Below are 22868 nucleotides of genomic sequence, written 5' to 3'. Positions count from 1 at the left end.
TCGATCCTGGCCAAGGTCCGACGTGGACGCGTCGCCCTCCAACAAGCGGCTAGTCAAAACTGAGACAGAACACTAGCGGAGGGTGGTGACCGTACGGTCTTCGCCGTTGTAGCTGCGTGCCCCCTCGAACGCGCCGGTCGGGCGCTGTCCGCCGGTCACGGCGCGGGCCATCCGCACGTCCGCGTCACGGAACCGCAGCGCCAGGCTGAGGTGCGGCACCCACGCGCCCGGGGCGTGCCAGGGACGGTGTCCGTCGGCCCGGTCGAGGACGTCCCAGACGGCGGCGGCGTGCAACGCGGTCAACGCCGGCGTGGGCCGGACGAGCCAGACCAGCGGGGCGCTGCCGTCGAGGACGACGACCCGGTCGAGGGTCACCGGCAGCGGTAGCGCGGCGTCGAACAGGTCGCCCAGTCGCCGCTCGACGCCGGACGGGAACTCGTCCACGGCCGCCAGGGTCAGGTGGGGCCGGTTCGTCGGGTGGATGTTGCGGGCCAGGCTCGGCAGTCCGGCGGCCGCCAACCGCGCCCAGGTCGTACGGATCGCGGCGTCCAACCCGGGCGAGCAGACCAGTTCCACCGTACGCACGCAGACACGCTAGCCCGAACGCGTCAATCACCCCGGCGCTATGCCGCTGACTCCGGCTCAGCTCACAGCCAGCCGTTGTCCCGGGCGGCGCGGACCGCCTCGGCCCGGTCGGCCGCGCCGAGCTTCTGCACGGCCGCGGACAGGTGGTTGCGGACCGTGCCGGTGGACAGGTGCACCCGGCGGGCGATCACCGCCACCGGTGCCCCGAACTCGGCCAGCCGCAGCGTCTCCAACTCCCGAGGCGTCAGCGGGCACGCCGGCAGGGCCAGCGCGTCGGCGGCCAGCGACGGGTCGACGTACCGTCCGCCGGCGTGCACCCGGCGGATGACGTCGGCGAGCGCGCCGCCGGGCGAGCCCTTGGGCAGGAAGCCCCGCGCGCCGGCGGTCAACGCCTGGCGGAGATGCCCCGGGCGGCCGTGCCCGGTCAACACGACCACCGCGCACTCAGGACGGACGCGGGCCAGCTCGGCGGCGACGGCGATGCCATCCAGGCCGGGCATCTCCAGGTCCACGACGGCGACGTCCGGCCGGTGCGCGATCGTCGCGGTGACCGCCGTCGGCCCGTCGGCGGCGTGGGCCACCACGTCGATGTCCGGTTCGAGGCCGAGCAGGGCGGCGACCGCGGCCCGGATCAGGTCCTCGTCGTCGGCCAGCAGGACGCGGATCACGACGGCACCGGCACGGTGGCCTCCAGGGTGAACACCGCGTCCTGGCGGCGTACCCGCAGCTCTCCCCCGGCGGCGGCGAGCCGGTCGGCCAGCCCTCGCAGCCCGTGGCTGTGCTCGTCCGGGCCGGTTCCGCCGGCTCCGTCGTTGGTGACCGTCATCCTCGCCACGTTCCCCTCCCGAACGATGTGGATCCGGCACCAGTCGGCGCGGCTGTGCCGCAGCACGTTGGTGCCCGCCTCGCGCAGCACCGCCGCCAGTTCCGTCGCCGCCGGCTGCGGCAGGTCCACGGGTGATGACGGCACCGTGCAGCGCACTCCGCAGGACCGGAGCACCTCCGCCACGGCGGTAACCTGCTCGCCGAGGTCGACCGCGCGGTAGCCGTGCACGCTCTCGCGCACCTCGGCGAGCGCGGACGCGGCGAGCCGCTGCACCTCGGCGGCCTCCCGACCGGCCCGTTCCGGATCGACCGGGGCGAGCCGCGCGGCGAGTTCGGCCTTCAGCGCGATCACCGTGAGGCTGTGCCCCAGCAGGTCGTGCACGTCGCGGGCGAAGCGCAGCCGCTCCTCGGCGGCGGCCAGCCTGCCCTGGGCGGCCTGGCCCTGCCGCGCGTCCACCAGGAGATCCCAGAACCAGACCTGGAAGCCGTTGAGAGCGGCGATGCCCACTCCCACCCCACCGGTCACCGCCAGGTGGCGCGCGACGGAACCGCCGGTCCATTCGGCGACGGCCACCGACACTAGCAGGACGGCGGCTGCCACCGCGAGCGCGGCCCACGGCCGGACGAGAAGCGGCGCCATACCGATCAGCGCCGCCCCGAGCCAGGCCCACGTCGGCCAGGCGCCGGCCGCCACCGGCCCCACCAGCGGAACGGTCAGCACCGCCGCCCCGACCAGAGCCAGGTGGAAGCGGCGACGCCAGCGCGGGTCGAGCCACGGTGTCACGGCCGCGTACAGGACGGCGGTCTGGGCGATCAGGAAGACGAGTACGCCGACCGCGCCGAGCGCCGCACGGACCGGCTCGGGCTCACGGAACAGACCGACCGCGGGCAACAGGAGACTCGCCCAGACGCCGGTGACGAGCGACAGCAGCGTCGCCTGACGGGCCCGGCGCAGTCGCCGGTCCGCCCGGGGAGTCCCCGCCTCACTCAACACGCGTCGATCCTAGGGCCGCGCGCCGCCCGGTCCACCCGTGCGAGTTGTCACGGTCGGACCGTGCGTCACGCACGAATATCCGCTGACGAACGCGCCTGCCCCGCGAGCCGGGACGCCGGCAGGGTCAAGACATGGAACAGACACGGATGTACGCCGAAGCGACCGCCCTCGTACCGTCGTCCGGGCCGCTGACGACCGACCAGCCGGCGCCCGCGGACACGGCGTCCCCGGGCCGGGTGTCGCCACACGCGACATCTGCCCATCCGAGACCGACCGGCGGCACGCGGCACCTGCTCTGGCATCTCGGCGAGATGGCGCTGGCGATGATCGCCGGGATGCTGCTGCTCGGGCCGCTGTTCGAGCTGGCCGGTGCCGCTGCGGGCGCGAGCGGCGCGCTGGCCCGCCCGGTGGGCGCCGCGCTGGTGATGGCCACCACCATGACCATCGGGATGATGGTGTGGATGCGCTACCGGGCGCACCACTGGCGTGGGGTCGGCGAGATGGCCGCCGCGATGTACGTCCCGTTCCTGCTGCTGTTCGTGCCGTACCGGGCCGGCCTGCTCGACGCCGACGGCCTGCTGCTCGGCGGGCACCTGCTGATGGTGCCGGCGATGGTGCTGGTGGCGGTACGGCATCGGCACGAGCCGCCGGCGGTGATCCGTCGACACCCCGCCGTGGTGGCTCTGGCCCGCCGCTGGCCGGCCGGGCTGGCGCTGCTGCTGACCGCGGACATGTGGCTCGATCCGACCGTGCTCAGCCCGTGGACGATGCTGGTGCTGCCCGGCGGCTATCTGCTGATCGGCCTGTTCCGGCGCACGCTGCGTGGGCCGGGTGTGCTCGCCACCCAACTCGTCGGCCTCGCCGTCTGGGGCACCCTGACGCTGGTCGCGGTCGTGCTCGGGGGGCGGACGGCGGCGTGGCTGGTGGCGTTGGGGTGGCTGGCGCACGCCGGCTGGGACATGGCGCGTCACCGCACCGGCCGGGTGGTGCCGCGCGGCTACGCGGAGTTCTGCGGGGTCCTGGACGCGTTGCTGGGCGGCATCATGATCCTGGCGATCCTCACCACCGACGGATGATCCGCCCACGCCGCCGTGATCCACACATTTTCGGGGAAACTGCTGCCTCAGGCGTCGCGGAGGCCGCAGTTTCCCCGAAGTTGCGCAGATCGTGCGACCCCGCGCGCATGTTGTGCCGGTCGGCGCAGCGGCCCCGACGGGGTGATGAAAGGCTTGGCACATGAGTTCCGCACCTGTACAGCACGACGCACCGACCGCCAGCGAGCCCGACGTGACCGCGTTCACGGACCTGGGGCTGCGCGACGAACTGCTGGGCGCGTTGTCCGCCCTCGGCTACGAGGAGCCGACCCCCATCCAGCGGGAGGCCATCCCACCGCTGCTGGAGGGTCGGGACCTGCTGGGGCAGGCCGCCACCGGCACCGGCAAGACGGCCGCGTTCGCGCTGCCGCTGCTGAACCTCATGACGGCCCACCGCGACGGCGGGGACCCGGTGGCGCTGGTGCTGGTGCCGACCCGGGAACTGGCGGTGCAGGTGTCCGAGGCGTTCCACCGCTACGGCAAGGACCTGGGCGCGCGGGTGCTGCCGATCTACGGTGGGCAGCCGATCGGGCGGCAGTTGCGCGCACTGGACAGCGGCGTCGACGTGGTGGTCGCCACCCCCGGGCGGGCCCTCGACCACATCGCCCGGGGCACCCTGCGCCTCGGCGGCCTGTCCACCGTGGTGCTGGACGAGGCCGACGAGATGCTCGACATGGGCTTCGCCGAGGACATCGAGGCGATCCTGGAGCACGCGCCCGCCGAGCGGCAGACGGTGCTCTTCTCGGCCACCATGCCGTCGCGGATCGACGGGATGGCCCGACAGCACCTCAGCGACCCGGTCCGAATCGAGATCGGTCGGGAACAGCCGGTGGCGGGCGAGGCGCCCCGGGTCCGGCAGAGCGCGTACATCGTGACCCGCGCGCACAAGCCGGCCGCGCTGGGCCGGGTCCTCGACGTGGAGTCGCCCACCGCGGCGATCGTGTTCTGCCGCAGCCGCGAGGAGGTGGACCGGCTCACCGAGACGATGAACGGCCGGGGCTACCGCTCCGAGGCGCTGCACGGCGGGATGAGCCAGGAACAGCGCGACCGGGTGATGGGCCGGCTGCGGGCCGGCACGGCGGATCTGCTGGTGGCGACCGACGTGGCGGCCCGCGGGCTGGACGTCGAACAGCTCACCCACGTGGTCAACTACGACGTGCCGTCGGCACCCGAGTCGTACGTGCACCGGATCGGTCGGGTGGGCCGGGCCGGACGCGAGGGCGTGGCGATCACCCTCGCCGAGCCGCGCGAGCACCGGATGCTCAAGACCATCGAGCGGGTGACCGGCCAGCGGATCACCATCGACAAGATCCCGACCGTGGCGGACATGCGGACCCGGCGGCTGGAGCTGACGCAGGCGGCGCTGCGGGAGAGCCTGCTGGAGGACGACCTCGACCCGTACCGGGTGATCGTGGAGACGCTGACCGACGAGTTCGACCTGATGGAGGTCGCCCTCGCCGCCGTGAAGCTGGCCCACGAGGTGACGTCGCCGGGCTCCGACGACGAGGAGGAGATTCCGCAGGCTCCGGTCCGCGCCCCGCGCGAGGGTCGCGCGGAGGTCGGCGGGCGGGGCGGCGATCGGCGCGGTGGCGGCCGGCCGCGCGTCGGTGGCGGCAACACCGTCCAGGTCTTCGTCGGCCTGGGCCGGCGGGCGGGCGTACGCCCCCAGGACCTGGTCGGCGCCATCACCGGCGAGACCGGCATCCGGGGCCGGGACATCGGCTCGATCGAGATCGCCGACCGGTTCTCCCTGGTCGAGGTGCCGCAGGGCGTCGCCGACGAGGTCATCTCCGGGTTGCGCCAGAGCACGATCAAGGGCCGCAAGGCGACCGTGCGCCGCGACCGCGGACGCGACGAGCGCTGAGCTGAGCCGTCGGCGACCGCCTGGGTACGGCGGTCGCCGACGGGCCCTCACAAGGAGTACGGGCCGAAGCGTCCCCACGCCACCACGGCGGCCAGGACGAGCAGCACCGCGCAGGTGATGGCGCCCTGGATCTCCAGCCGACGCTCGGCTGCCGTGTCGCGCTTCTTCCGGTCGCGCAGGTGCACGAGGATGCCGCCGATCATGACGATGACCAGCCCGACGGCGGCCAGCGGCGTGAGCACGGTGGCGATGCCGGTGAGCGCGGGCAGCACGAGCCCGAGGGCGGCCGCCACCTCGACCGCGCCGAGGGCCTTGACCTGCGACGGCGGGACCGGGTCCACCCACCGCATCATCTCGCGCAGCTTGTCCTTGGGCTGGGTCAGCTTGGCCAGGCCGGCGCCGGCGAAGACGACAGCGAGCAGGATCTGGATGATCCAGAGCACCAGATTCACGGGGTTACCTCCGGGGGCACCGCCTCGCGGCGGAGAGGTGGTCGACGCTTCGAGCGGAACACTAGCCCTCGATGCACGGACGCCGATGACCCCCGCCGTCGACGGACGGCGGGGGTCATCGTGGTGGAGCGTCAGACCGTGAAGAGCGCCGGCCCGTCCAGCGCCTGGACGTCGGCCGGGCGCAGCGCCAGGGCGAGCACGTCGGCCACGTCGGCCAGGGTGTGCACGGTCAGCGCCTCGCGCACCTCGGCCGGCAGGTCGTCCAGGTCCGGCTCGTTGCGCGCCGGGATGATCACCTCGGTGAGGCCGGCCCGGTGCGCGGCGAGCAGCTTCTGCTTCACCCCGCCGATCGGCAGCACCCGACCGGAGAGGGTCACCTCACCGGTCATCCCGAACTCGGGACGGACCGGGCGGCCGGTGACCAGCGACGCCAGGGCCGTCACCATGGTGATGCCGGCGCTCGGGCCGTCCTTGGGCACCGCGCCCGCCGGGAAGTGGACGTGGATCCGCCGCCCGGCCAGGGCGTTCGGGTCGATGCCGAGCCGTCGCCCGTTGGAGCGCAGGTACGACAGCGCGATCTGCGCCGACTCCTTCATCACGTCACCGAGCTGACCGGTCAGGGTCAGTCCCGGCTCGCCCTCCATGCTCGTCGCCTCGATGAAGAGGACGTCGCCGCCGGCGCCGGTCACCGCGAGCCCGGTGGCGACACCGGGAACCGCCGTACGCTCGGCCGACTCCGGGGTGAACTTCGGCCGGCCCAGATAGCCGCTGAGGTTGTCGGTGTCGACGCGTACCGGCGACGGGTCGGTCGCCAGCGTCACCGTCACCTTGCGCAGGATCTTGGCCAGGGCCCGTTCGAGCTGCCGGACACCGGCCTCACGCGTGTACTCCCCCGCGATCAGCGCGAGCGCCTCGTCGGCGACGGTCACCTCGTCGTCGGTCAGCCCGGCCCGCTCCCGCTGCCGGGGCAGCAGGTGGTCGCGGGCGATGGAGACCTTCTCGTCCTCGGTGTACCCGTCCAGCATGACCAGCTCCATCCGGTCCAGCAGCGGGCCGGGGATGGACTCCACCACGTTGGCGGTGGCGAGGAAGAGCACGTCGGACAGGTCCAGGTCGACTTCCAGGTAGTGGTCCCGGAAGGTGTGGTTCTGGGCCGGGTCGAGCACCTCCAGCAGGGCGGCGGCCGGGTCACCGGCGTAGCCGGCGGCCAGCTTGTCCACCTCGTCGAGGAGCACGACCGGGTTCATCGAGCCGGCTTCGCGCAGGGCCCGGACGATCCGGCCGGGCAGCGCGCCCACGTAGGTGCGCCGGTGACCGCGGATCTCCGCCTCGTCGCGGACGCCGCCGAGCGACACCCGGACGAAGTTACGCCCGAGGGCCCGCGCCACGGACTCGCCGAGGCTGGTCTTGCCAACCCCGGGAGGGCCGGCGAGGGCGAGCACCGCGCCGGAGCCGCGACCGCCGACCACGCCGAGGTTGCGCTCGGCACGCCGGTTGCGCACGGCCAGGTACTCCAGGATGCGGTCCTTCACGTCGGACAGACCGGCGTGGTCGGCGTCGAGCACCTCCCGGGCCGCGGCCAGGTCGGTGTTGTCCTGGGTACGCGTGCTCCACGGCATCTCGAGCACGGTGTCCAGCCAGGTACGGATCCAGCCCGCCTCCGGGGAGGCGTCACTGGCCCGCTCGAGCTTGCCGACCTCGCGCAGGGCCGCCTCGCGGACCTTGTCCGGCAGCTCGGCGCTCTCCACCCGGGAGCGGTAGTCGGCGGAGCCGTCCGGTTCGTCCTCGCCCAGCTCCTTGCGGATCGCGGCGAGTTGCTGGCGCAGCAGGAACTCCCGCTGCGACTTCTCCAGGCCCTCGCGGACGTCGCTGTTGATCTGCTCGGTGACCTCCTGCTCGGCCAGGTAGTCCTTCACCCAGCCGACCAGCAGCTCCAGTCGGGCGGTGACGTCCGGCGCGGCGAGCAGTTCGGTCTTCTGCTCCAGGGTCAACCACGGCGCGTAGCCCGCCGAGTCGGCCAGCTCGGAGAGGTCGGTCATCCGCTCCACGGCGTCGATGACCTGCCAGGCGCCCCGCTGCTGGAGCACGGAGGTCACCAGGGCGCGGTACTCGCGGGCGAGTTCACGGGCGCGGCCGGCGGGAGCGGGTTCGTCGAGTTCGGTCGCCTCGACCCAGAGTGCCGCGCCGGGACCGGGCACGCCGGAGCCGATGCGCGCGCGGGAGAGGCCACGGACGACTGCGGCGGGCTCACCGTCGGGGAGTCGGCCGACCTTCTCGATGGTGGCGACCACGCCGATCGGGCCGTACTCGCCCTCGATCCGCGGGACGGCCAGCAGCTTGCGGTCGCCGGTTGTCCGCGCCGCGTCGATGGCGGCCTGGGTGGTCGGGTCGAGGGTCACCGGGATGACCATGCCGGGCAGCAGCACGGCGTCGGTCAGGGGCAGTACCGGAAGAGTTGCCATCGAACACCTGCTATCCATTGAGTTGAGCGTGTCTCACTCAAGTAACAAAGCGTTCCCCTTGTTCCGGCATGTGACCCAGGCCACTGTTCAGAGCCCGGCGGCGAGCCGGCAGCAGCAGCTCGCGAACCGCCCGGCCGCCCCCGGCCAGCGCCACGGCGATGGGGATGGCCAGGCTGGTCAGCGCCAGCGCGAGGACCACCCGGGCGGGCAACCCGACCCCCACGGCGAGCCCGGTCAGCACCGTGCAGACGACCAACTTCACCCGGGTACGCGACAGCGGGACCGCTGCGGACTCGCGGGCGGGCGTGACGATGGACATGCGCTTCTCCTCGTCTTCTCTCCCAGTGGGCGGTCTCGTCGGGCCGCCCGTGCCGAACAGGGCGGCCCGACGGGACGGCCTCAGGTGAGCTTGCTCTTGACGGTGTTCACGACACCGCCGGCCAGGCCCGGGTTGGTGCCATACAGTCGCGGGTCACCGGGCGGCAGCACCGGCTCCGGGGCGTTCGCGCGCGGGTTGTCGTCGTACCGGAACTCGCCCTTGCCGTCCGGGGCGGGCCCGGACGCCCAACGGCCCTGGGCGGCGTCGGTGCCCGAGGAGAAGCCCAGATAGGTGTAGCCGAACTCGTCGGTGAACTCCGCCGAGTCCGGGAAGGCCTCCGGCACCGGCATCTCCTCCAGGCCGTCCTCCCTGAGCTGCTCGATGGCCGCCAGCCACATGTTCTGGTGCATGGTGTCGCGGGCCAGCAGGAACCGCAGCATCTGCTTGACCCCGGGGTCGTCGGTCATGTTGAACAGCCGGGCGACCTGCAACCGGCCCTGCGCCTCGGCGGTGACGTTGAGCTGGAAATCGGCCAGGAGGTTGCCGCTCGCGGTGACGTACGAGCCGTTCCAGGGCACCCCGCTGGCGTCGACGGGCAGCGCCCCGCCCCCGCCGTGGATGAAGTGCGCCGGGTTCGACCCGGCGTAGACCGCCCCGCCCCCGGGGTTGTCCGCGACGGCCTCCGACAGCGCCAGCGGCGCGTTGTCCAGCAACCGGCTGATCATCGTCACGATCATCTCGACGTGGCCGACCTCCTCGGTGCCGACGTCGAGCAGCAGGTCCTTGTACTTACCGGGGAGTCGGCAGTTCCAGCCCTGGAAGAGGTACTGGTTGGCGACGGTCATCTCGCCCCACTTGCCGCCCAGCACCTCCTGGAGACGGCGCGCGAACGCGGCGTCCGGAGCGTCCGGCTTGGCCTCGAACTGCAGGTCCTTGACGTGACTGAACATGCGACCTCCTCGGTACCGGGTTGCTGGCGCCAAGGACGATTCCCATCCCGCTGACCCGGCCGGGCCAATGCGTGTCCCGCACGGGTCAGCGCAGCGGTCCGACCGCCGGCAGCAGCACCTCCAGCGCCACTCCCCGCGGGCGCAACCGGTGCGCCCGCAGCGCTCCCCCGTCGGCGGCCACCAGGTGCCGCACGATCCACAACCCCAGCCCGGACATCCCGACCACGGGGGCCGGACGGCGCAGCGCCACCAGCAGCCCGTCGTCCACCCGCCCCTCGTCGGTGACCACGATGCTCAGGCCGGGGCCGCGCTGCGCGGCGTAGAGCCCGACCTGCCCGTTGGCCGGCCCGTGCCGCAGCGCGTTCTCCACCAGGTTCCCCAGCACCTGCCGGGTGCGACCGGCCGGTACCGGCCAGGAGGCCGCCCGTCGGGTGGCGCGGACCCGACGCCGGCCCGCCGGCACGAACGCGGCCGCCTCACGCAGGAGGCCCGCCAGGGGCACGGTCGCCTCCGGTTGGGCCACCGGCGTCAGCGCGCCGGCGCCGGCCGTCGCGTCGCGCAGCAGGCCCTGCAGGTGGACGGCCTGGTCGCGGGCCAGCGCGATGACCGCCCGCCGGTCCGCGCCGGTCAGCGGCCGATGGTCGTCGGCCAGCGCCCGGGTCAACGACGTCAGCGCGCTGACCGGGGTACGGAACTCGTGACACAACACCCGCAGCAGCAGGTCCGCGTCGACCGCCGGGGACAATGGGATGCCCGGTCCGGACCCGGCGCGTCGCAATCCTCGCAACAGGCCCTGCCACCCTGGCGTGCGCGCATCCATCCGACTCCCCCCGATCGGTGCATACCCGCATGATCGGTACCCGCTGGGGAACGGCCCAGACATGCCGGACGCCCCCAACCTCAGACTCGCTGTCGTGGACGATCACCCCCTGTTCGTCCGTGGCCTGGAGCTGCTGCTTCCGGTGACCACCGACGGACGCGCCGAGGTGGTCGGCTCGACCGGGGACGCCGCCGCGGCGGCCAGCATGATCAGTCGTTGCCATCCCGACCTCGCGCTGGTCGACCTGCACATGCCACCACCCGGCGGCGTCCGGGCGGTGGCCGCCATCCGGCGGACCACCCCCCACGTACGGGTGGTCGCCATGTCCGGCTCGACCGACCCGGCGCCCGCACTCGAGGCGCTGCGGGCCGGCGCCGAGGGGTTCCTGCCGAAGACCAGCGAACCGGAGGAGCTGCTACCCCCGCTGCTGGCGATCCTCGACGGCTGGGCCGTCCTGCCGGCGGAACTGCTACGCGCCCTGCTCGGACCCGCCCGGGCGGCGTCCGTCGAGCTCGACACCGAGGAGCGCCGTCTGCTGCGGGCGATCGCGACCGGGCGCAGCACCGTCGACATCGCCGAGGAACTGCACGTGTCGGAACGGACGGTGAAACGAATGACCGCCTCTCTGCTGCGCAAGCTGCGGGTCTCCAACCGGGTGGAGGCGGCGGCGGTCGCCGGCCACGCCGGTCTGCTCACCGATTGACACCGCACCGGGACCTGCGATTACGGGCAGTTCACTGTTTGTGCCCCACTCAATCGCGACGCGCCGAAATGAATGGCACGCACATTGTTGCGGATTCCCCGGGTGATAGGTCAGACTTTGGAAACATTCCGCCACACACAGGGAGTAATCGGCAATGGCGAGAAAAGTAATCACGGTGCTGACCGACGACCTCGACGGCGGGAAGGCCGATCGGACGGTCGAGTTCAGTCTCGACGGCGTCGCGTACACCATCGACGTCTCGGACGAGAATGCGGGTGTCCTGCGTAAGGCGCTGGACCCATACATCAATGCGGGCCGGCGGATCGGCCGAGGCCCGGCGGAGAACACGCGGACAGTTCGGCGGCCGGGGCGACCCACCGGCGCGGGAATGGACCGCGAACAAAACCGGGCGATCCGGGAATGGGCCGTCAAGAACGGCTACAAGATTTCCGAGCGGGGCCGGATCCCGGTCGAGGTCGTCGAGGCGTACAAGAACCGCTGACACACGGCACAGCGACGGGGTCCCGCCAAAACGGCGTGACCCCGTCGCTGTGTGCGCGGCCGGCCACCCGGGGTGCTGTCCACCCGGGCGGCCGGCCGCTCATCGACCGGTCAGTTGACGGTGACGCGGATCGAGTCGAACGCCGGGGTCTGGTTCGCCCGTTCCATCATGGGCAGACGGTGCGAGCCGTCACCGGCCCAGACCGAGCACTGCGCGGTGCCCGACTCCGGCAGACCCGGGATCTGGATGGTCACCTCGTCCGCTTGGGCGCCACCGCGGCCGTCCTCGGTGGCGACGAAGAACGCCGGCACCTCCTGCGGCTCGGGCGGCGCGGTCAGGCTGTCCAGCATCCGGCAGGCGGTGTGGAAGTGACCCCGGACCAGGCCCTGGGCGTTGAGCAGCGAGCTCTCCACGTAGTAGCCACCCTGGCCGGCCGCCAGGAACCGGTCCCGGACCAGGTTCTTGGTGCTGACCCGCAAGGTGAAGGGCTGGTTGCGGCCGACCTGCTGCGGGAACTGGGTGATCAGCAGCGACGGGTTGTTGGCGGCGGCGCCGACCTCACCGAACTCGGTGCTCACACAACGGTTGCCGAGCTGGAAACCGTTGTGCGGCTCCAACTTGCTCTCGTCGCAGTTGTTGGCCAGCACACCGAGGCCAGCGCCGGGGGCGTTGCCGCCGGTGTTCCCACCGTTGTTGCCACCGCCGGTGTTCCCACCGTTGTTGCCACCGCCGGTGTTCCCGCCATTGTTGCCGCCACCGTTGTTGTTACCGGTCGGCTGCACCTGACACTGGGCGAGTTGCGCCAGGCCCTGCGGGCGGGGCCCGACCCGGTCGATGGCGGTCGTGATGCGGTCCAGCACCGCCTTACGCTTGTCGGCCAACGGCCGCAGAATCGCGTTGTTGATGAACGCCTGACCCTTGTTGCCCTCGGCGGCGAGCCGGCGGTCGGCCTCGGCGATCTGGGTCTGCAACTGCGCGAGGTTCCGGTCGACCTCGGCACGCGCCCGCTCCGGCACCTGCGGCAGCTTGGACAGGACATCCGGACAGGCGATGGCCGAGCCGGTGCCGACCGTGCCGTCCTTACCGTCCTCGCACTCCGCGACCGACTCCTGACCGTCACCCCAGTGGTTGCGCACCCACCGACCGTTCTGCCACGTACGGCTGGTCGAGGTGCCGCTCGGCGCGGTCGAGCCGGGGCTCGGTTCCACGCATTGCCCGGCGGCGGGCCGGGGCTTGTTCGTCCGCCGGTCCTGCGCCGACGAAATCTGGGTGACGGCGACTACTCCACCGAAGACCACCAGCGTGCCGACAACGGCCAGCAGACGCTTGCTCCGCGCGATGCCGGGTGACCGGCGCGCCCGAGTGGACCTGCGCATCGAATTGCTCTCCTTCTCGATCCGGTAGTGGATTCCTGCCCTCGGCGGACCGACGGATGTGAGATGGCACGCCACGGTGGCGGCCACCGCGACCTACCCGGTAACGTGTCGACGGCCGACGATGCCCTTTCCGCACCGTCGCCCGCGCCCGGTCGACGCGGTTGGGGAGATCCTCTTCATTCGCGCAGGAGTACGGGACGGCGCCGGGGAAGGTTCAACCACCCCACAGAAAAATGCTCGGCACCCGAAGGGATCGGGAGCCGAGCGGTCTTCAGCAGCGGAGAGTCGCCGGTCAGGCCACGCAGAGGTGGTCGTAGGCGAAACCGCCCACCAGCTCGTCGCGGCGGCGGCTCAGCGCGGCGATCTCGGCGGTGAGGTCCGCACGCGGGAGCAGATCCGGGTCCTCCGACCGGGCGACGCGCAGCCGCTCACCGATCGCGACGGCCGCGAGGTCCTCGGCCAGGCGGGCCTCGTCGACACCGCAGGAGAATCGCTGCGCGGTGATCGACACCCGCTCGACGAGGCAGCCGTCCAGGCGCGGCTGGACCCAGCTCCACCCCTGCGCCGGGCCCTCGGTCCAGCGCACGTGCAGCCCGCGCACGATCGGGTCGGCGAGCTGCCCGGCCACGTACGCCTCGACGGCCGCCGCCCGCGCCAACGCGCCCAGGTCGTTCACCGGGCCGGTCCGCCCGTCCGGCATCCGACCGAGGATGTCGCGGAACCCCACCGGAGCGGGCTCGTCCCCGGTGCCGCCCGCCGCGTAGGCGCGCGCGTCGAGCACGTACTCGATCAGACGCCGGCCGTGCTCGGCGGCCCGCAACGTCGGCGAACCGATGCGCAGCACGGGCAGGCCGACGGCCGCGCCCACGGCGTCGGCGAGCCGCTCGGCGCGCTGCTCGGCCGACCCGGGCAGCGGGACCGGTCCAATCGTCACCGCGACCACCGGTTGTCCCGTTTCGGGCCCACGCACAACGAGGTCGAACGCCGTCCGGCTGGCCGAGCCCCACTGGCTGCCGGTCACACCCGGCGGACGCCCCTGCACCAGCTCGCTGAGCCGACGCGTCCCGTACACCAGGTGGCCGGCGCGACTGAACAGCGCATCGCGTCCACCATCGGCGGGCAACGCCCGCAGCCAGCCGCGCTCGTCGGTGCTCGTCATCTGCCTGATCCATCCGCCGGTCGGTCGAACCGCGCCGAGTCTAGGCGGTCGATCACCCGTTCCGGTGGCGCGGCCCGCCGGCCGCCGCGCTAACGGCAGACGGCCGTGACAACGACCGGCGCCTGCGGCAGGGTCGGCGGATGGCAGCCCCCGGGCGTTGTCGGCCGCCAGGCCGCCGCGACGTTGTAAAACCAGTCGTCCGGCACGTACGCGGCCCATTGGGAAAGGTCGTTGCCGCCGTTCAGGCCACTGGCCAGCGCCACGCCCCGGAAACTGCTTCGGAGCGCGGCCAGCAACTGCCCCATGCCGACCGTCGGATAGCCGAGCGCGGCGCACTCCTGGTCGCCCCCGCGCCAACACGTCCAGGCCAGCGCCGGGTCGGCGATGGCCCGATCCGGGTACGGGGCCGTGAACAGGTCGAACACCACCGTCTCGCCGAAGATGGTCTGACCGACGCTTTCCCAGAAGTCGATGGCGTACGCGGCGTCCGGCATCGGCTTGGCGCAGACGGCCCGTTCGTCCCGGCAGGCCGCCCCCGGCCCGGTGTAGCGGCCGTGGCTCCACGCGAGCGCGACGATGGGCGTGATGCCGGCGGTCGTCAACCGTTGCGTGTACGCCACGATCTCCTGCCGGTACGGCTCGCCGCCGTAGCGGGGGTCGACGTACGACAGGCCCAGCCAACAGGCTTCGTTGAGCGGGATGTACACCGCCTGCACGCCGCGTGCGACGAGCCCGGCCACGGCGGTGGCGTCGACCGGGCCGTCCCAGATCCCCCGCCCCTGCACGCAACGGGCCTCCGCGCCGGTGCGCGCGAGCGGCGTCAGGCGTCGGGGCGCCGCCGTGTCGATGACCGGCGAGATGCCCCAGAGCTGGTCACGCACCACGCTGACGTACGGCGCCTGCCGCTCCTCGCCCGGTGTCAACACGCGTACGGAAATGCTCTTCTCGCTGCTTTGCGTCGCGCCCTGGTCGTCGTACACCTGGGCATACACCGTGTAGAGGCCGGCCGGCAGGTCACGCCACCGGGCGGTGTACGGCGCGGTCGTGTCGGTGCCGAGTGAGATCCTGTCCGAACCGTTGCCCCAGCCGAAGAATTCGACGCGGGTGATCCGTCGGCCGGGCGCGGCCGTGGCGGTGGCCTCCACGGTGATGGTGGCCGGTGCGAAGAAGTGGTCACCCTCCTCGGGCTTGGTGATCCGTACGGTCGGACGGTTCGGGTCGGGGGTGGGGCTGGGCGACCCGCTTGGCCGCGGACTCGGCGACGTCGGCGGTGGGCTCGACGGGGGCGGAGGCGCGGGCACGGCGGTCGTGCAGGTGACGCCGTTGACTGTGAATTCCTGTGGCTGGTCGGTCCAGACCACCCCGTGCGTCATGACGTACGGAAACGACACCGTCTGGTCGGCCGGCAGCGTGACACCGGGCAGGTTACGGATCGTGACCTGCCCACCGTGCTGTTCCCAGCGCACGCCGTCGACGTTCTTCATCTGCTCGGTCGCGTAGCGCAGCGGGAACCGCAGCGTCCACTCCGCGAGCGGCTGACCGAAACTGTGCACCCTGAGTTCGCCGCGCAGCATCGACGAGTACCGGGAGTGGACCAGGAGTTCCGCCGCGCACCCACTGGCGGCGGAGGCCGGGAGAACCACGGCGAGAGCACCCGTGACGGCGACGAGCGCCACGACGGCCAGCGAGACGATCCGATTCCTCATCAACGACCCCCGTCATCGATATTCGTCACTGGAATCGTCGCCCCGGCCGGCGTCGGACGTCAAGGCGCGCAAGGCCGCGTCGCCACCCCGGGGAGGGGTGTCGACGCCAATTCCACGCCGCTGGCCGAGCCGGGGTCACGCCCCTGAAGGCTGTAAAAGCACGCGAAGGGGACGATGGTCGGTAGCTGACTGTGACCTGTATCACACTGCCGTCGTGTTCCAGTTGACCTGCCGGGGTGTATCCAGCGACGTCGCCCGAAGGCGGATCGGCTGGGAGGTCGGAGCATGTCGCGACAGCTGCGGTTCGGCGCCCTCGCCGCGAGCGGGCCGCGTCCCCGCCGACGCGAGGGAGAGCACCCACGCCGGCCCCGGCACCCGCGACCGGCCGGCGAGCCGACCATCCGCCGTCGACCGACCACAGATCGGGCGGAACGACACCACCGGCTTCCCGGGCGGCCCACCTCCACCCGTGCCACGCCGGCCGGCGGCGCGCTGCCTGGCGGCAAACCACCGCGCCGCGACACGGGCGCGGCAGCGCAGATCGGTCGGAGCGCCGTCGCCGCCGCCAGCCGGGTGCCGGGCATCCGCGACGTCCGCCCGGTCACCGTCCGCGTGGACGACCGGACCGTCGGCCTCGACCTCGACCTCATCACCGAGTACGGACACAGGGTGCCCGCCGTCACCGACGCGGTCCGGCGCGCGGTCGTCGACCGGGTGTACGCCGACACCGCCCACACCGTCGTCGCGGTGACGATCACGGTGCGGGATCTCGTGGTGCCCGGCTCGGACGAGGCCGCTCCCCGCCCCCCGACCACGCGGGGAGAGCTGACCATGGTGACCGTCAACCGGGTGGCCTCACTCCTGCTGGGCGTGGCCCTGCTGGCCGGCGGCACCCTGCTGGCCGCGCAGGCGCTGCTGGTGACGCTCGGTGTCCCGACGCCGCTGCTCGTCCGCTCCGGCTGGTACGAGGCGCTGACCAGCACCCACTGGGCCGAGCCGGGCGTCCGGGTGACGGCCGGCGCCGCCGTCCTGCTGGGCCTTGTCGTCCTGGCCGCTCAACTGCGCCGGTGGACGCCGGTCCGGCTGCGGGTCGACGAACGCGACGGCTGGCACCTGCGCCGACGATGTGTGGAACGGCGACTGACCGAGGCGGTGGACACCGTGCCGGGCGTACGCCGGACGAGAGTGCGCGTCCGACGCCACGGTGACCGGTGGCGGCCCCGGCTGCACGCCACCGGCGACCCCGCGGCCCGCGCCGAGGTCGAGTTCGCCGTGCGCCAGGAGCTGCGCCGGCTCGCCCGGCCGCGCGTCGACCGTGTCGAGATCCGACTGCTGCCCTCCCGGGGACCGGCATGACCGACGCCGCACACCGCCTCCTGTGGACGATCGTCGCGCTGCTGCTGGTGGCCGGCGGGGCGACCGCGCTGGCGATCGGCGCCGGCGCGCTGTCGGGCGGCGACCCGGTCCTGCTCGGCGGCGGCCTGGTCGACGCGTGGCGGCTGGCGACGCCCTGGAGCACCCTGGCCGCCGCGGTGGCCGGGCTGCTGACCGCCGTCGCCGGCCAGCGCCTGCTGCACCGGACGGTACGCCGACCCGACCGGCCCCTGCGGGGCATGCTGAGCCACGCCGGGAACCGTCCCGGTCGCACCCGGCTGGCCGCCGAGGTGCTCGTACGCGCCCTGGAACGCGACCTGGTCCGGGCCGCCGGGGTACGCCGCGCCCGGGTCGTGCTCACCGGCGCGCCACCGCGACCCGACGTGTGGGTCCAGGTGGACCTGACCAGCGACGCCCCCGCCGCGCGGGTCCGCGAGCACGTCCACGCCGCTGTCCACCGGTTCGCCACGACGGCCGGCTGCGCACCCGCGCACCTCGACGTGACGGCCCGGATCGAGCCGGACCGGCCGTGAGCCGAGCGTCCGTACGGGTCACCCGCCGTCGGCGCTCCGCGAAGTCGACACCCGCCGCGGTGCCACCAGGCCCAGCCGTCAGGGGTCCAAGGTCCCGGGCCGGTGCGGTCCGGTCGGCCCTGCCGCCCCCAGGTGCCGAGGGCGTCCACTGGAGGTGCCACCGGGAAGCGCGGTGCGAGGCTGAGAAGGGACGTGGACACCATGACCGCGACGACCGACCGGACCACCACCGGGACCCCCGCTGCGGCGACCGACACCACCCGAGCAAAGGCCGCTCGGTACGTCCTGGCGGGCACCCGGATGGCGCTCGGCTGGATCTTCCTCTGGGCATTCCTCGACAAGCTGTTGGGCCTCGGCCACGAAACCGGATCGAAGAACGCCTGGATCAACGGGGGCAGCCCCACCAAGGGCTTCCTCACCTTCGGGGTCGCCGGTCCGTTCAAGGACATCTACACGAACATCGCCGACGCCGCCTGGGCGGACTGGCTGTTCATGATCGGCCTCGCCGGGATCGGCGTCGCGCTCCTGCTCGGTCTCGGCATGCGGGTCGCGGCCGTGGCCGGCGGACTGCTGCTGGTCCTCATGTGGACCGCCGTCCTGCCCCCGGAGAACAACCTCTTCATGGACGACCACCTGATCTACGCCGCGGTGCTCGCCGTCCTGGCGCTGGTCGACGCCGGCGACACCTGGGGCCTCGGGAAGGTGTGGGCGACGCTGCCGATCGTCCGGCAGGCGCCCTGGCTCCGGTGAGTCCCTTCGACGCGGGCGTCACCCCCGGGGTGACGCCCGCGAACGTGCGCGTGCGCCGGTGACGCCCGTCGGCGAATGGCGAACCGGGTGCGGTCACTCGCGGCCGGTTCGCGGGTGTGCCGTGCATCGGTCGTCGGCGATCCGGCAGGATCGACGGTGACCGGACACATCACCGCAACACGGCAGGAGATCCCACATGAACCAGGCAGCAGGCGCCCGATCGGGCAAGCCCGAGGTGGGTCCGATCGAGGGTGCGCCGCCGGCCGACCTCGTGATGGAGGACATCACCGTCGGCGACGGCCCGCAGGCCGAGCCCGGCCAGTTGGTGAGCGTCCACTACGTCGGCGTGTCGCACTCGACGGGCGGCGAGTTCGACTCGTCGTGGAACCGGGGCGAGGCGTTCGAGTTCCCCCTCGGCGGCGGTCAGGTCATCGCCGGCTGGGACCAGGGCGTGGCCGGCATGCGCGTCGGCGGCCGGCGGCGTCTCACCATCCCGCCGCACCTGGGGTACGGCGACCGTGGCGCCGCTGGCGTCATCAAGCCGGGCGAGACGCTGATCTTCATCGTCGACCTGCTCGGCGTGCGCTGACCGACACGTCGCGGGGGTCGTCCGGCTCGACGCCGGGCGGCCCCTTCGCACGTCAGACCCGGGCGACCGAAGGGTCGGCGTCACACGGCCCCGTTGCGCAGCAGGTCAGCGTCCCCCGGCCCTCGGTCGCGGCGTGTCCAGTCAGACGGCCCCGCACCTCAACGGCCCCCCGGCCCCCGCCCTCGGCCCTCGGGCCACACGTCAGGGTCAGGGTCAGGCCGCCAGCACCAGGTCACCGGGCGCGGCCGGCGGACGGCGGACGGGCACGACCAGGTCGGCCGGCGCACCGTGACGGGCGGCCTCGACCACCCGGGCGGGCTCGAGGATCGGCATCACCCGGTGCAGGCCGGTGGCGCGCAACACGCGGGCCACCACCGGCGTCGGATCGACCACGACCAGTTCGCCGCCCCGGGCCCGGACGCGCAGATGCGCGGCCAGCAGGGCCCGCACCCCGGCGGCGGAGAGCAACCGGAGCCCGGACAGCTCGAGCTGGACGACCGGACGCGCCGGCGCAGACCACAGCGCGGACCGGAACACGGCCACGGTCCCGATGTCGACCTCACCGGCCACGCGCACCTGGACCGCCTGGTCACCCACGCTGACCTGCACGTCGATCCGGTTGCTGCGCTCTTCCATGCCCTGAAATCTAGCCCCCACCACCGACAGTTTCGCCCGTCCGGGGAGTGATTCCGGGTACGTCCAGGGTCATCCCCCAGGCTCCCCCTCATCCGCCCGAGGGTGGAGGTCAGGGGCCTCGGGGTAGGCCGAACGGCCAGGTGGCGCGCCGGATCCGGTACGGCCGACATCGGCGTTGGAGAATGAGCCGATGGTGATCCCCCGACCCCGGCCGCCACGGTTGATCCGGCCCGTCCGCGAACCGGCCACCGTCCCGCCTCCGCTTCGCGGCGTCTGGGCGGCCACCGATCGCCGCCTCGACCAGGTCGACCTCCTGCCCCTTCCCGAAGGCGCCGTCGGGCCCGAGGACGTGCTCGTCGACCCGAGCGGTCGGGTCGTCAGCGGCGACGAGGACGGCAACCTCTGGTGGTGGCCGGTCGACGCGCCGGCCGGCACCCGGGGACGGCTGCTGGCCGAGACCGGCGGCCGGCCGCTCGGCATCGAGCTGGACCCGTCCGGGGAGGCTCTGATCGTCTGCGACGCGTACCGGGGGTTGCTCCGGGTCACGCCGGACGGAACGGTCCGCGAGCTGAGCGGGACGGCGCCGCCCGTGCACCTGGCCAACAACGCGACGGTGGCCCGCGACGGCACCGTCTACTTCACCGACTCGTCGGACCGGTTTCCGGTCTCGCACTGGAAACGGGACCTGCTGGAGCACCGCCCCAACGGCCGGGTGCTGGCCCACCACCCGCGCAGTGGGCGTACCGAGGTCGTGGCCGAGGGGCTGTACTTCCCGAACGGCATCGCCCTGACGCCCGACGAGTCCGCGCTGATGCTGGTGGAGACCACCACCCACCGGCTGCTCCGCGTCGAGTTGAGCGGCGGGGTGCGGGTGCTCGCCGACCTGCCCGCGTACCCGGACAATCTCTGCGCTGTGGGCGACGGGACGTACTGGATCGCCCTGCCCAGCCCTCGCGTGCCCATCGCCGAACGGCTGCTGCCGCACCCGCGGCTGCGCCAGCTCGCCGCGCTGCTGCCCGACGCCCTGCAGCCGCAGCCACGCCGCTACGGGCTGGTCGCGCTCGTCGACGGCGAGGGCACGGTCCGTCGTACGCTGCACGGCCCGGCCGGGCACTACTCGATGATCACCGGGGTACGACAGCACGGCGACCACCTCTGGTTGGGCAGCCTCGACGGGTCCGGCGTGGCCCGCGTACCCCTGGGGTAAAAAGCATGGCTCGCGCCCGACGCCCCCGGGCGGCGGCCGGCCCCGACGGCGGTGGTCCCCGCCCCCCGCGAAGGCGAGCGGGCCGGCTCACCGCGTGGGTGGACCGGCCCGAAGGGTGTGTGTCAGCGGCCGCTCACCGAGGGCGCCGGGGCGGGCGACCCACCGGCGACCGCCCCCGGATGCGCCGGGGCGGCCGGCGCGGGCTTGAGCCCCGGAGGCACCGGCAACGCGCTGCCCCTGACGAACTCGTCCCAGCTAACGTTCCACGCCGTCCAGCCGTTGCCGGGCTGCAACTCGACCTCGGTGCCCTTGACGGTGACCAGGTCGCCGACCTGGGTCACGCCCATCAGCCAGTCGGCGGCGGTGGCGGAGACGTTCGCGCAGCCGTGCGAGGTGTTGGTGTAGCCCTGCTCGCCCTCTGACCAGGGCGCCGAGTGGATGAACTCGCCGCCCCAGGTGAGCCGCTGGGCGTCGTCGACGTCGACCACGTAGCCGCCGTTCGGCTCACCCCGGGTGTCGAAGGTGGTCCGCTCGTGCTTCTCCATGATCACCATCTTGCCGCTGGAACTCGGCGTGCTCGGCTTGCCCAGGCTGACCGGAATGCGGCGGACCAGCTTGCCGTCGCGCAGCACCGACATCTGCTTCGTGGCGTTGTCGATCTCCAGGGAGACCTGCTTGCCGATCTTCGACGTGGCGGTCCGCTCGGCGTCCCCCATCAACTTCTTGCCGATCGGCAGCCCCTGCAGACCGGCCCGGACGCTGATCGTCGTCCCCGGTCGCCAGAAATCGGGTGCCCGGTAATAGACCTGACTCCCGTCGTCCAGCCACGACCAGGTGCCCGGCTGCGGCGGATTCGTCTTCACGAACAACCGGCGCTGCACATCCGCCCTGGCCTCTTTCGGAATTGCCGGGTCGAACGCCACCGTTACCGGCATGGCAGTACCGTACGTCCGATTGCCGACGAAATAGAGCGTGCTGGTCACCTGCGGCTTCGTGGACGTGGCCATCGTGGTGAACGTGGTGGTTCGCGTGGTCGTCGCACCCGAGTCGCCGGTCGCCGTCACCTCCGCGGTGTACGTGCGCTTGGGTTGCAGCGGCGCGCTCGGCACCCAACCCGAGCCATCCTCACGCGGCTCCGCCTTGACCTGCGCGCCCTTGTCGTCGGTGAGTCGGACGGCGGTGACCCGTCCGCCCTTGACCACCGTGCCGACCTCGGCGCTGACCGGGATCTCGCGGGTCTTGTCGCCCGGCGTGACGGTGAGTTCCGGCGGCGCGGCGTGCCGCTTGGCCGGCCCGGCCACCGGGTCCCGACCGATGGTGCACCCGCCCAACACGAGCGGTGCGGCCGCGACAGTTACCGCCAACAGCGTCAATCGCCGCCTAGACGTCATGTTCAGTCCCCCCGTTTTAGGCTTCCCTCGCTCATATTCTGGCCGCCTCGACGGGAGCATTCAGGGCATTCCGAGATAATCGCGAGCGCATTTATCGACGCATTTTCCGCCGCTGAGCCGCTTGCCGAGAAAGCGCGCCACTGCCGGTTGTGGGTAGTCTCCGGCCGCCCGCATGCCCGCCGACCCGCAACGTCCGGTACGACCAAGCCACCGCCACTCCCGCACCTATCGCCCTAGGTGCACGACTGACGCAGCAGGCACAGGGCCGGGCGGGGCGGGGCTGGGCGGGGCGGGGCGGGGCAAGATCCGCACAACTTCCCCGATGTTGCTGCCTCCGGTGTGCGGGAGGCAGCAAGATCCCCGATGTTGCGCAGATCTTGGCAGGCCCACAACCACGAGAAGCGGTGAAGCCAGCGCGAGGGACCAGGGGCCACCCCGACCAGCTCAAGATCGCGCTCGATCCAGGACGTAGGGGCTTCGAGACGTCAACGAGGCCCCTACATCCTGGAGCTTGTCTCATCCTGTTTGGGCTGTTCAGGAGTGGTTGACAGGTCTTGTTGGTGTGGTGGGGTGCTGG

Annotated in this window: 22 protein-coding genes; 9 read left to right on the top strand and 13 right to left on the bottom strand. The window is 72.6% G+C overall.

Going from position 1 to position 22868, the window contains the following annotated elements:
- Nucleotides 1–72: 72 nt before the first annotated feature.
- From ACLQ25_RS30315 to ACLQ25_RS30305, 3 genes are all read right to left on the bottom strand, one after another.
- Nucleotides 73–585, bottom strand: a complete 513-nt coding sequence (locus ACLQ25_RS30315) for a 2'-5' RNA ligase family protein (protein WP_425734159.1) — start codon at nucleotides 583–585, stop codon at nucleotides 73–75.
- 62 nt (nucleotides 586–647) lie between these two features.
- Nucleotides 648–1253, bottom strand: a complete 606-nt coding sequence (locus tag ACLQ25_RS30310) for a response regulator transcription factor (protein ID WP_425734158.1) — start codon at nucleotides 1251–1253, stop codon at nucleotides 648–650.
- Nucleotides 1250–2404, bottom strand: coding sequence for a sensor histidine kinase (locus ACLQ25_RS30305; RefSeq protein WP_425734157.1), 1155 nt, complete (start codon nucleotides 2402–2404; stop codon nucleotides 1250–1252). The genes ACLQ25_RS30310 and ACLQ25_RS30305 overlap by 4 nt, the downstream gene beginning before the upstream one ends.
- A gap of 131 nt (nucleotides 2405–2535) precedes the next feature.
- Here ACLQ25_RS30305 and ACLQ25_RS30300 point away from each other — a divergent pair, with 131 nt between their 5' ends.
- Together ACLQ25_RS30300 and ACLQ25_RS30295 are read left to right on the top strand one after the other, a co-directional pair.
- Nucleotides 2536–3480 carry a hypothetical protein gene (locus ACLQ25_RS30300; protein ID WP_425734156.1) on the top strand — a complete coding sequence of 315 codons (945 nt, stop codon included), beginning with the start codon at nucleotides 2536–2538 and terminating at the stop codon, nucleotides 3478–3480.
- 160 nt (nucleotides 3481–3640) lie between these two features.
- Nucleotides 3641–5362, top strand: coding sequence for a DEAD/DEAH box helicase (locus ACLQ25_RS30295; protein WP_425734155.1), 1722 nt, complete (start codon nucleotides 3641–3643; stop codon nucleotides 5360–5362).
- Nucleotides 5363–5409: 47 nt separating this feature from the next.
- Here the strand turns inward: ACLQ25_RS30295 and ACLQ25_RS30290 are convergent, their stop codons facing one another.
- From ACLQ25_RS30290 to ACLQ25_RS30270, 5 genes are all read right to left on the bottom strand, one after another.
- Complete coding sequence (locus tag ACLQ25_RS30290; RefSeq protein WP_425734154.1) at nucleotides 5410–5814, bottom strand: DoxX family protein; 405 nt, start codon at nucleotides 5812–5814, stop codon at nucleotides 5410–5412.
- 131 nt (nucleotides 5815–5945) lie between these two features.
- Complete coding sequence (lon, locus tag ACLQ25_RS30285) at nucleotides 5946–8276, bottom strand: endopeptidase La (protein ID WP_425734153.1); 2331 nt, start codon at nucleotides 8274–8276, stop codon at nucleotides 5946–5948.
- A gap of 37 nt (nucleotides 8277–8313) precedes the next feature.
- Entirely contained in the window at nucleotides 8314–8595 is a 282-nt protein-coding gene (locus ACLQ25_RS30280) for a hypothetical protein (RefSeq protein ID WP_425734152.1), read from the bottom strand.
- Nucleotides 8596–8675: 80 nt separating this feature from the next.
- Nucleotides 8676–9545 carry a manganese catalase family protein gene (locus ACLQ25_RS30275; protein WP_425734151.1) on the bottom strand — a complete coding sequence of 290 codons (870 nt, stop codon included), beginning with the start codon at nucleotides 9543–9545 and terminating at the stop codon, nucleotides 8676–8678.
- An 85-nt stretch (nucleotides 9546–9630) separates the two neighbouring features.
- On the bottom strand, nucleotides 9631–10365 hold the full coding sequence (locus ACLQ25_RS30270; protein WP_425734150.1) for a sensor histidine kinase: 735 nt from the start codon (nucleotides 10363–10365) through the stop codon (nucleotides 9631–9633).
- A 94-nt stretch (nucleotides 10366–10459) separates the two neighbouring features.
- On the opposite strand from ACLQ25_RS30270, the gene ACLQ25_RS30265 reads away from it, so the two are divergent.
- Nucleotides 10460–11068 carry a response regulator gene (locus tag ACLQ25_RS30265; RefSeq protein ID WP_425734149.1) on the top strand — a complete coding sequence of 203 codons (609 nt, stop codon included), beginning with the start codon at nucleotides 10460–10462 and terminating at the stop codon, nucleotides 11066–11068.
- A 154-nt stretch (nucleotides 11069–11222) separates the two neighbouring features.
- Entirely contained in the window at nucleotides 11223–11570 is a 348-nt protein-coding gene (locus ACLQ25_RS30260) for an Lsr2 family protein (RefSeq protein WP_396797971.1), read from the top strand.
- A 110-nt stretch (nucleotides 11571–11680) separates the two neighbouring features.
- On the opposite strand, the gene ACLQ25_RS30255 is transcribed toward ACLQ25_RS30260, so the two are convergent.
- From ACLQ25_RS30255 to ACLQ25_RS30245, 3 genes are all read right to left on the bottom strand, one after another.
- Nucleotides 11681–12946 carry a hypothetical protein gene (locus ACLQ25_RS30255; protein WP_425734148.1) on the bottom strand — a complete coding sequence of 422 codons (1266 nt, stop codon included), beginning with the start codon at nucleotides 12944–12946 and terminating at the stop codon, nucleotides 11681–11683.
- Between the two features lie 292 nt (nucleotides 12947–13238).
- Complete coding sequence (locus ACLQ25_RS30250; RefSeq protein ID WP_425734147.1) at nucleotides 13239–14105, bottom strand: hypothetical protein; 867 nt, start codon at nucleotides 14103–14105, stop codon at nucleotides 13239–13241.
- Nucleotides 14106–14194: 89 nt separating this feature from the next.
- Entirely contained in the window at nucleotides 14195–15811 is a 1617-nt protein-coding gene (locus ACLQ25_RS30245) for an Ig-like domain-containing protein (RefSeq protein ID WP_425734146.1), read from the bottom strand.
- A 285-nt stretch (nucleotides 15812–16096) separates the two neighbouring features.
- Here ACLQ25_RS30245 and ACLQ25_RS30240 point away from each other — a divergent pair, with 285 nt between their 5' ends.
- The 4 genes from ACLQ25_RS30240 to ACLQ25_RS30225 all read left to right on the top strand — a co-directional run bounded on the left by ACLQ25_RS30240 (nucleotide 16097) and on the right by ACLQ25_RS30225 (nucleotide 19057).
- Nucleotides 16097–17167: an Asp23/Gls24 family envelope stress response protein gene (locus ACLQ25_RS30240; protein ID WP_425734145.1), complete on the top strand. Its 1071-nt coding sequence runs from the start codon at nucleotides 16097–16099 to the stop codon at nucleotides 17165–17167.
- Nucleotides 17164–17718, top strand: coding sequence for a hypothetical protein (locus ACLQ25_RS30235; RefSeq protein WP_425734144.1), 555 nt, complete (start codon nucleotides 17164–17166; stop codon nucleotides 17716–17718). The genes ACLQ25_RS30240 and ACLQ25_RS30235 overlap by 4 nt, the downstream gene beginning before the upstream one ends.
- 192 nt (nucleotides 17719–17910) lie before the next feature.
- Nucleotides 17911–18468 carry a hypothetical protein gene (locus tag ACLQ25_RS30230; RefSeq protein ID WP_425734143.1) on the top strand — a complete coding sequence of 186 codons (558 nt, stop codon included), beginning with the start codon at nucleotides 17911–17913 and terminating at the stop codon, nucleotides 18466–18468.
- A gap of 196 nt (nucleotides 18469–18664) precedes the next feature.
- Nucleotides 18665–19057: an FKBP-type peptidyl-prolyl cis-trans isomerase gene (locus tag ACLQ25_RS30225; protein ID WP_425734142.1), complete on the top strand. Its 393-nt coding sequence runs from the start codon at nucleotides 18665–18667 to the stop codon at nucleotides 19055–19057.
- 213 nt (nucleotides 19058–19270) lie between these two features.
- Here the strand turns inward: ACLQ25_RS30225 and ACLQ25_RS30220 are convergent, their stop codons facing one another.
- Complete coding sequence (locus tag ACLQ25_RS30220; protein WP_425734141.1) at nucleotides 19271–19693, bottom strand: STAS domain-containing protein; 423 nt, start codon at nucleotides 19691–19693, stop codon at nucleotides 19271–19273.
- Between the two features lie 190 nt (nucleotides 19694–19883).
- Between ACLQ25_RS30220 and ACLQ25_RS30215 the strand changes: the two genes are divergently transcribed.
- Nucleotides 19884–20900, top strand: a complete 1017-nt coding sequence (locus ACLQ25_RS30215; RefSeq protein WP_425734140.1) for an SMP-30/gluconolactonase/LRE family protein — start codon at nucleotides 19884–19886, stop codon at nucleotides 20898–20900.
- Between the two features lie 122 nt (nucleotides 20901–21022).
- Here ACLQ25_RS30215 and ACLQ25_RS30210 read toward each other — a convergent pair whose 3' ends face one another.
- The gene (locus tag ACLQ25_RS30210; protein WP_425734139.1) at nucleotides 21023–22291 is read right to left on the bottom strand and encodes an Ig-like domain-containing protein; all 1269 of its coding nucleotides are present in this window, start codon (nucleotides 22289–22291) and stop codon (nucleotides 21023–21025) included.
- Nucleotides 22292–22868 lie beyond the last annotated feature (577 nt).

This window comes from Micromonospora sp. DT44, from assembly GCF_049841635.1.
In the GTDB taxonomy this organism is placed as follows: Bacteria; Actinomycetota; Actinomycetes; order Mycobacteriales; family Micromonosporaceae; genus Micromonospora.
Note: the sequence above shows the minus strand (reverse complement) of the source record. Positions and strands in the feature narration are given on the sequence as shown.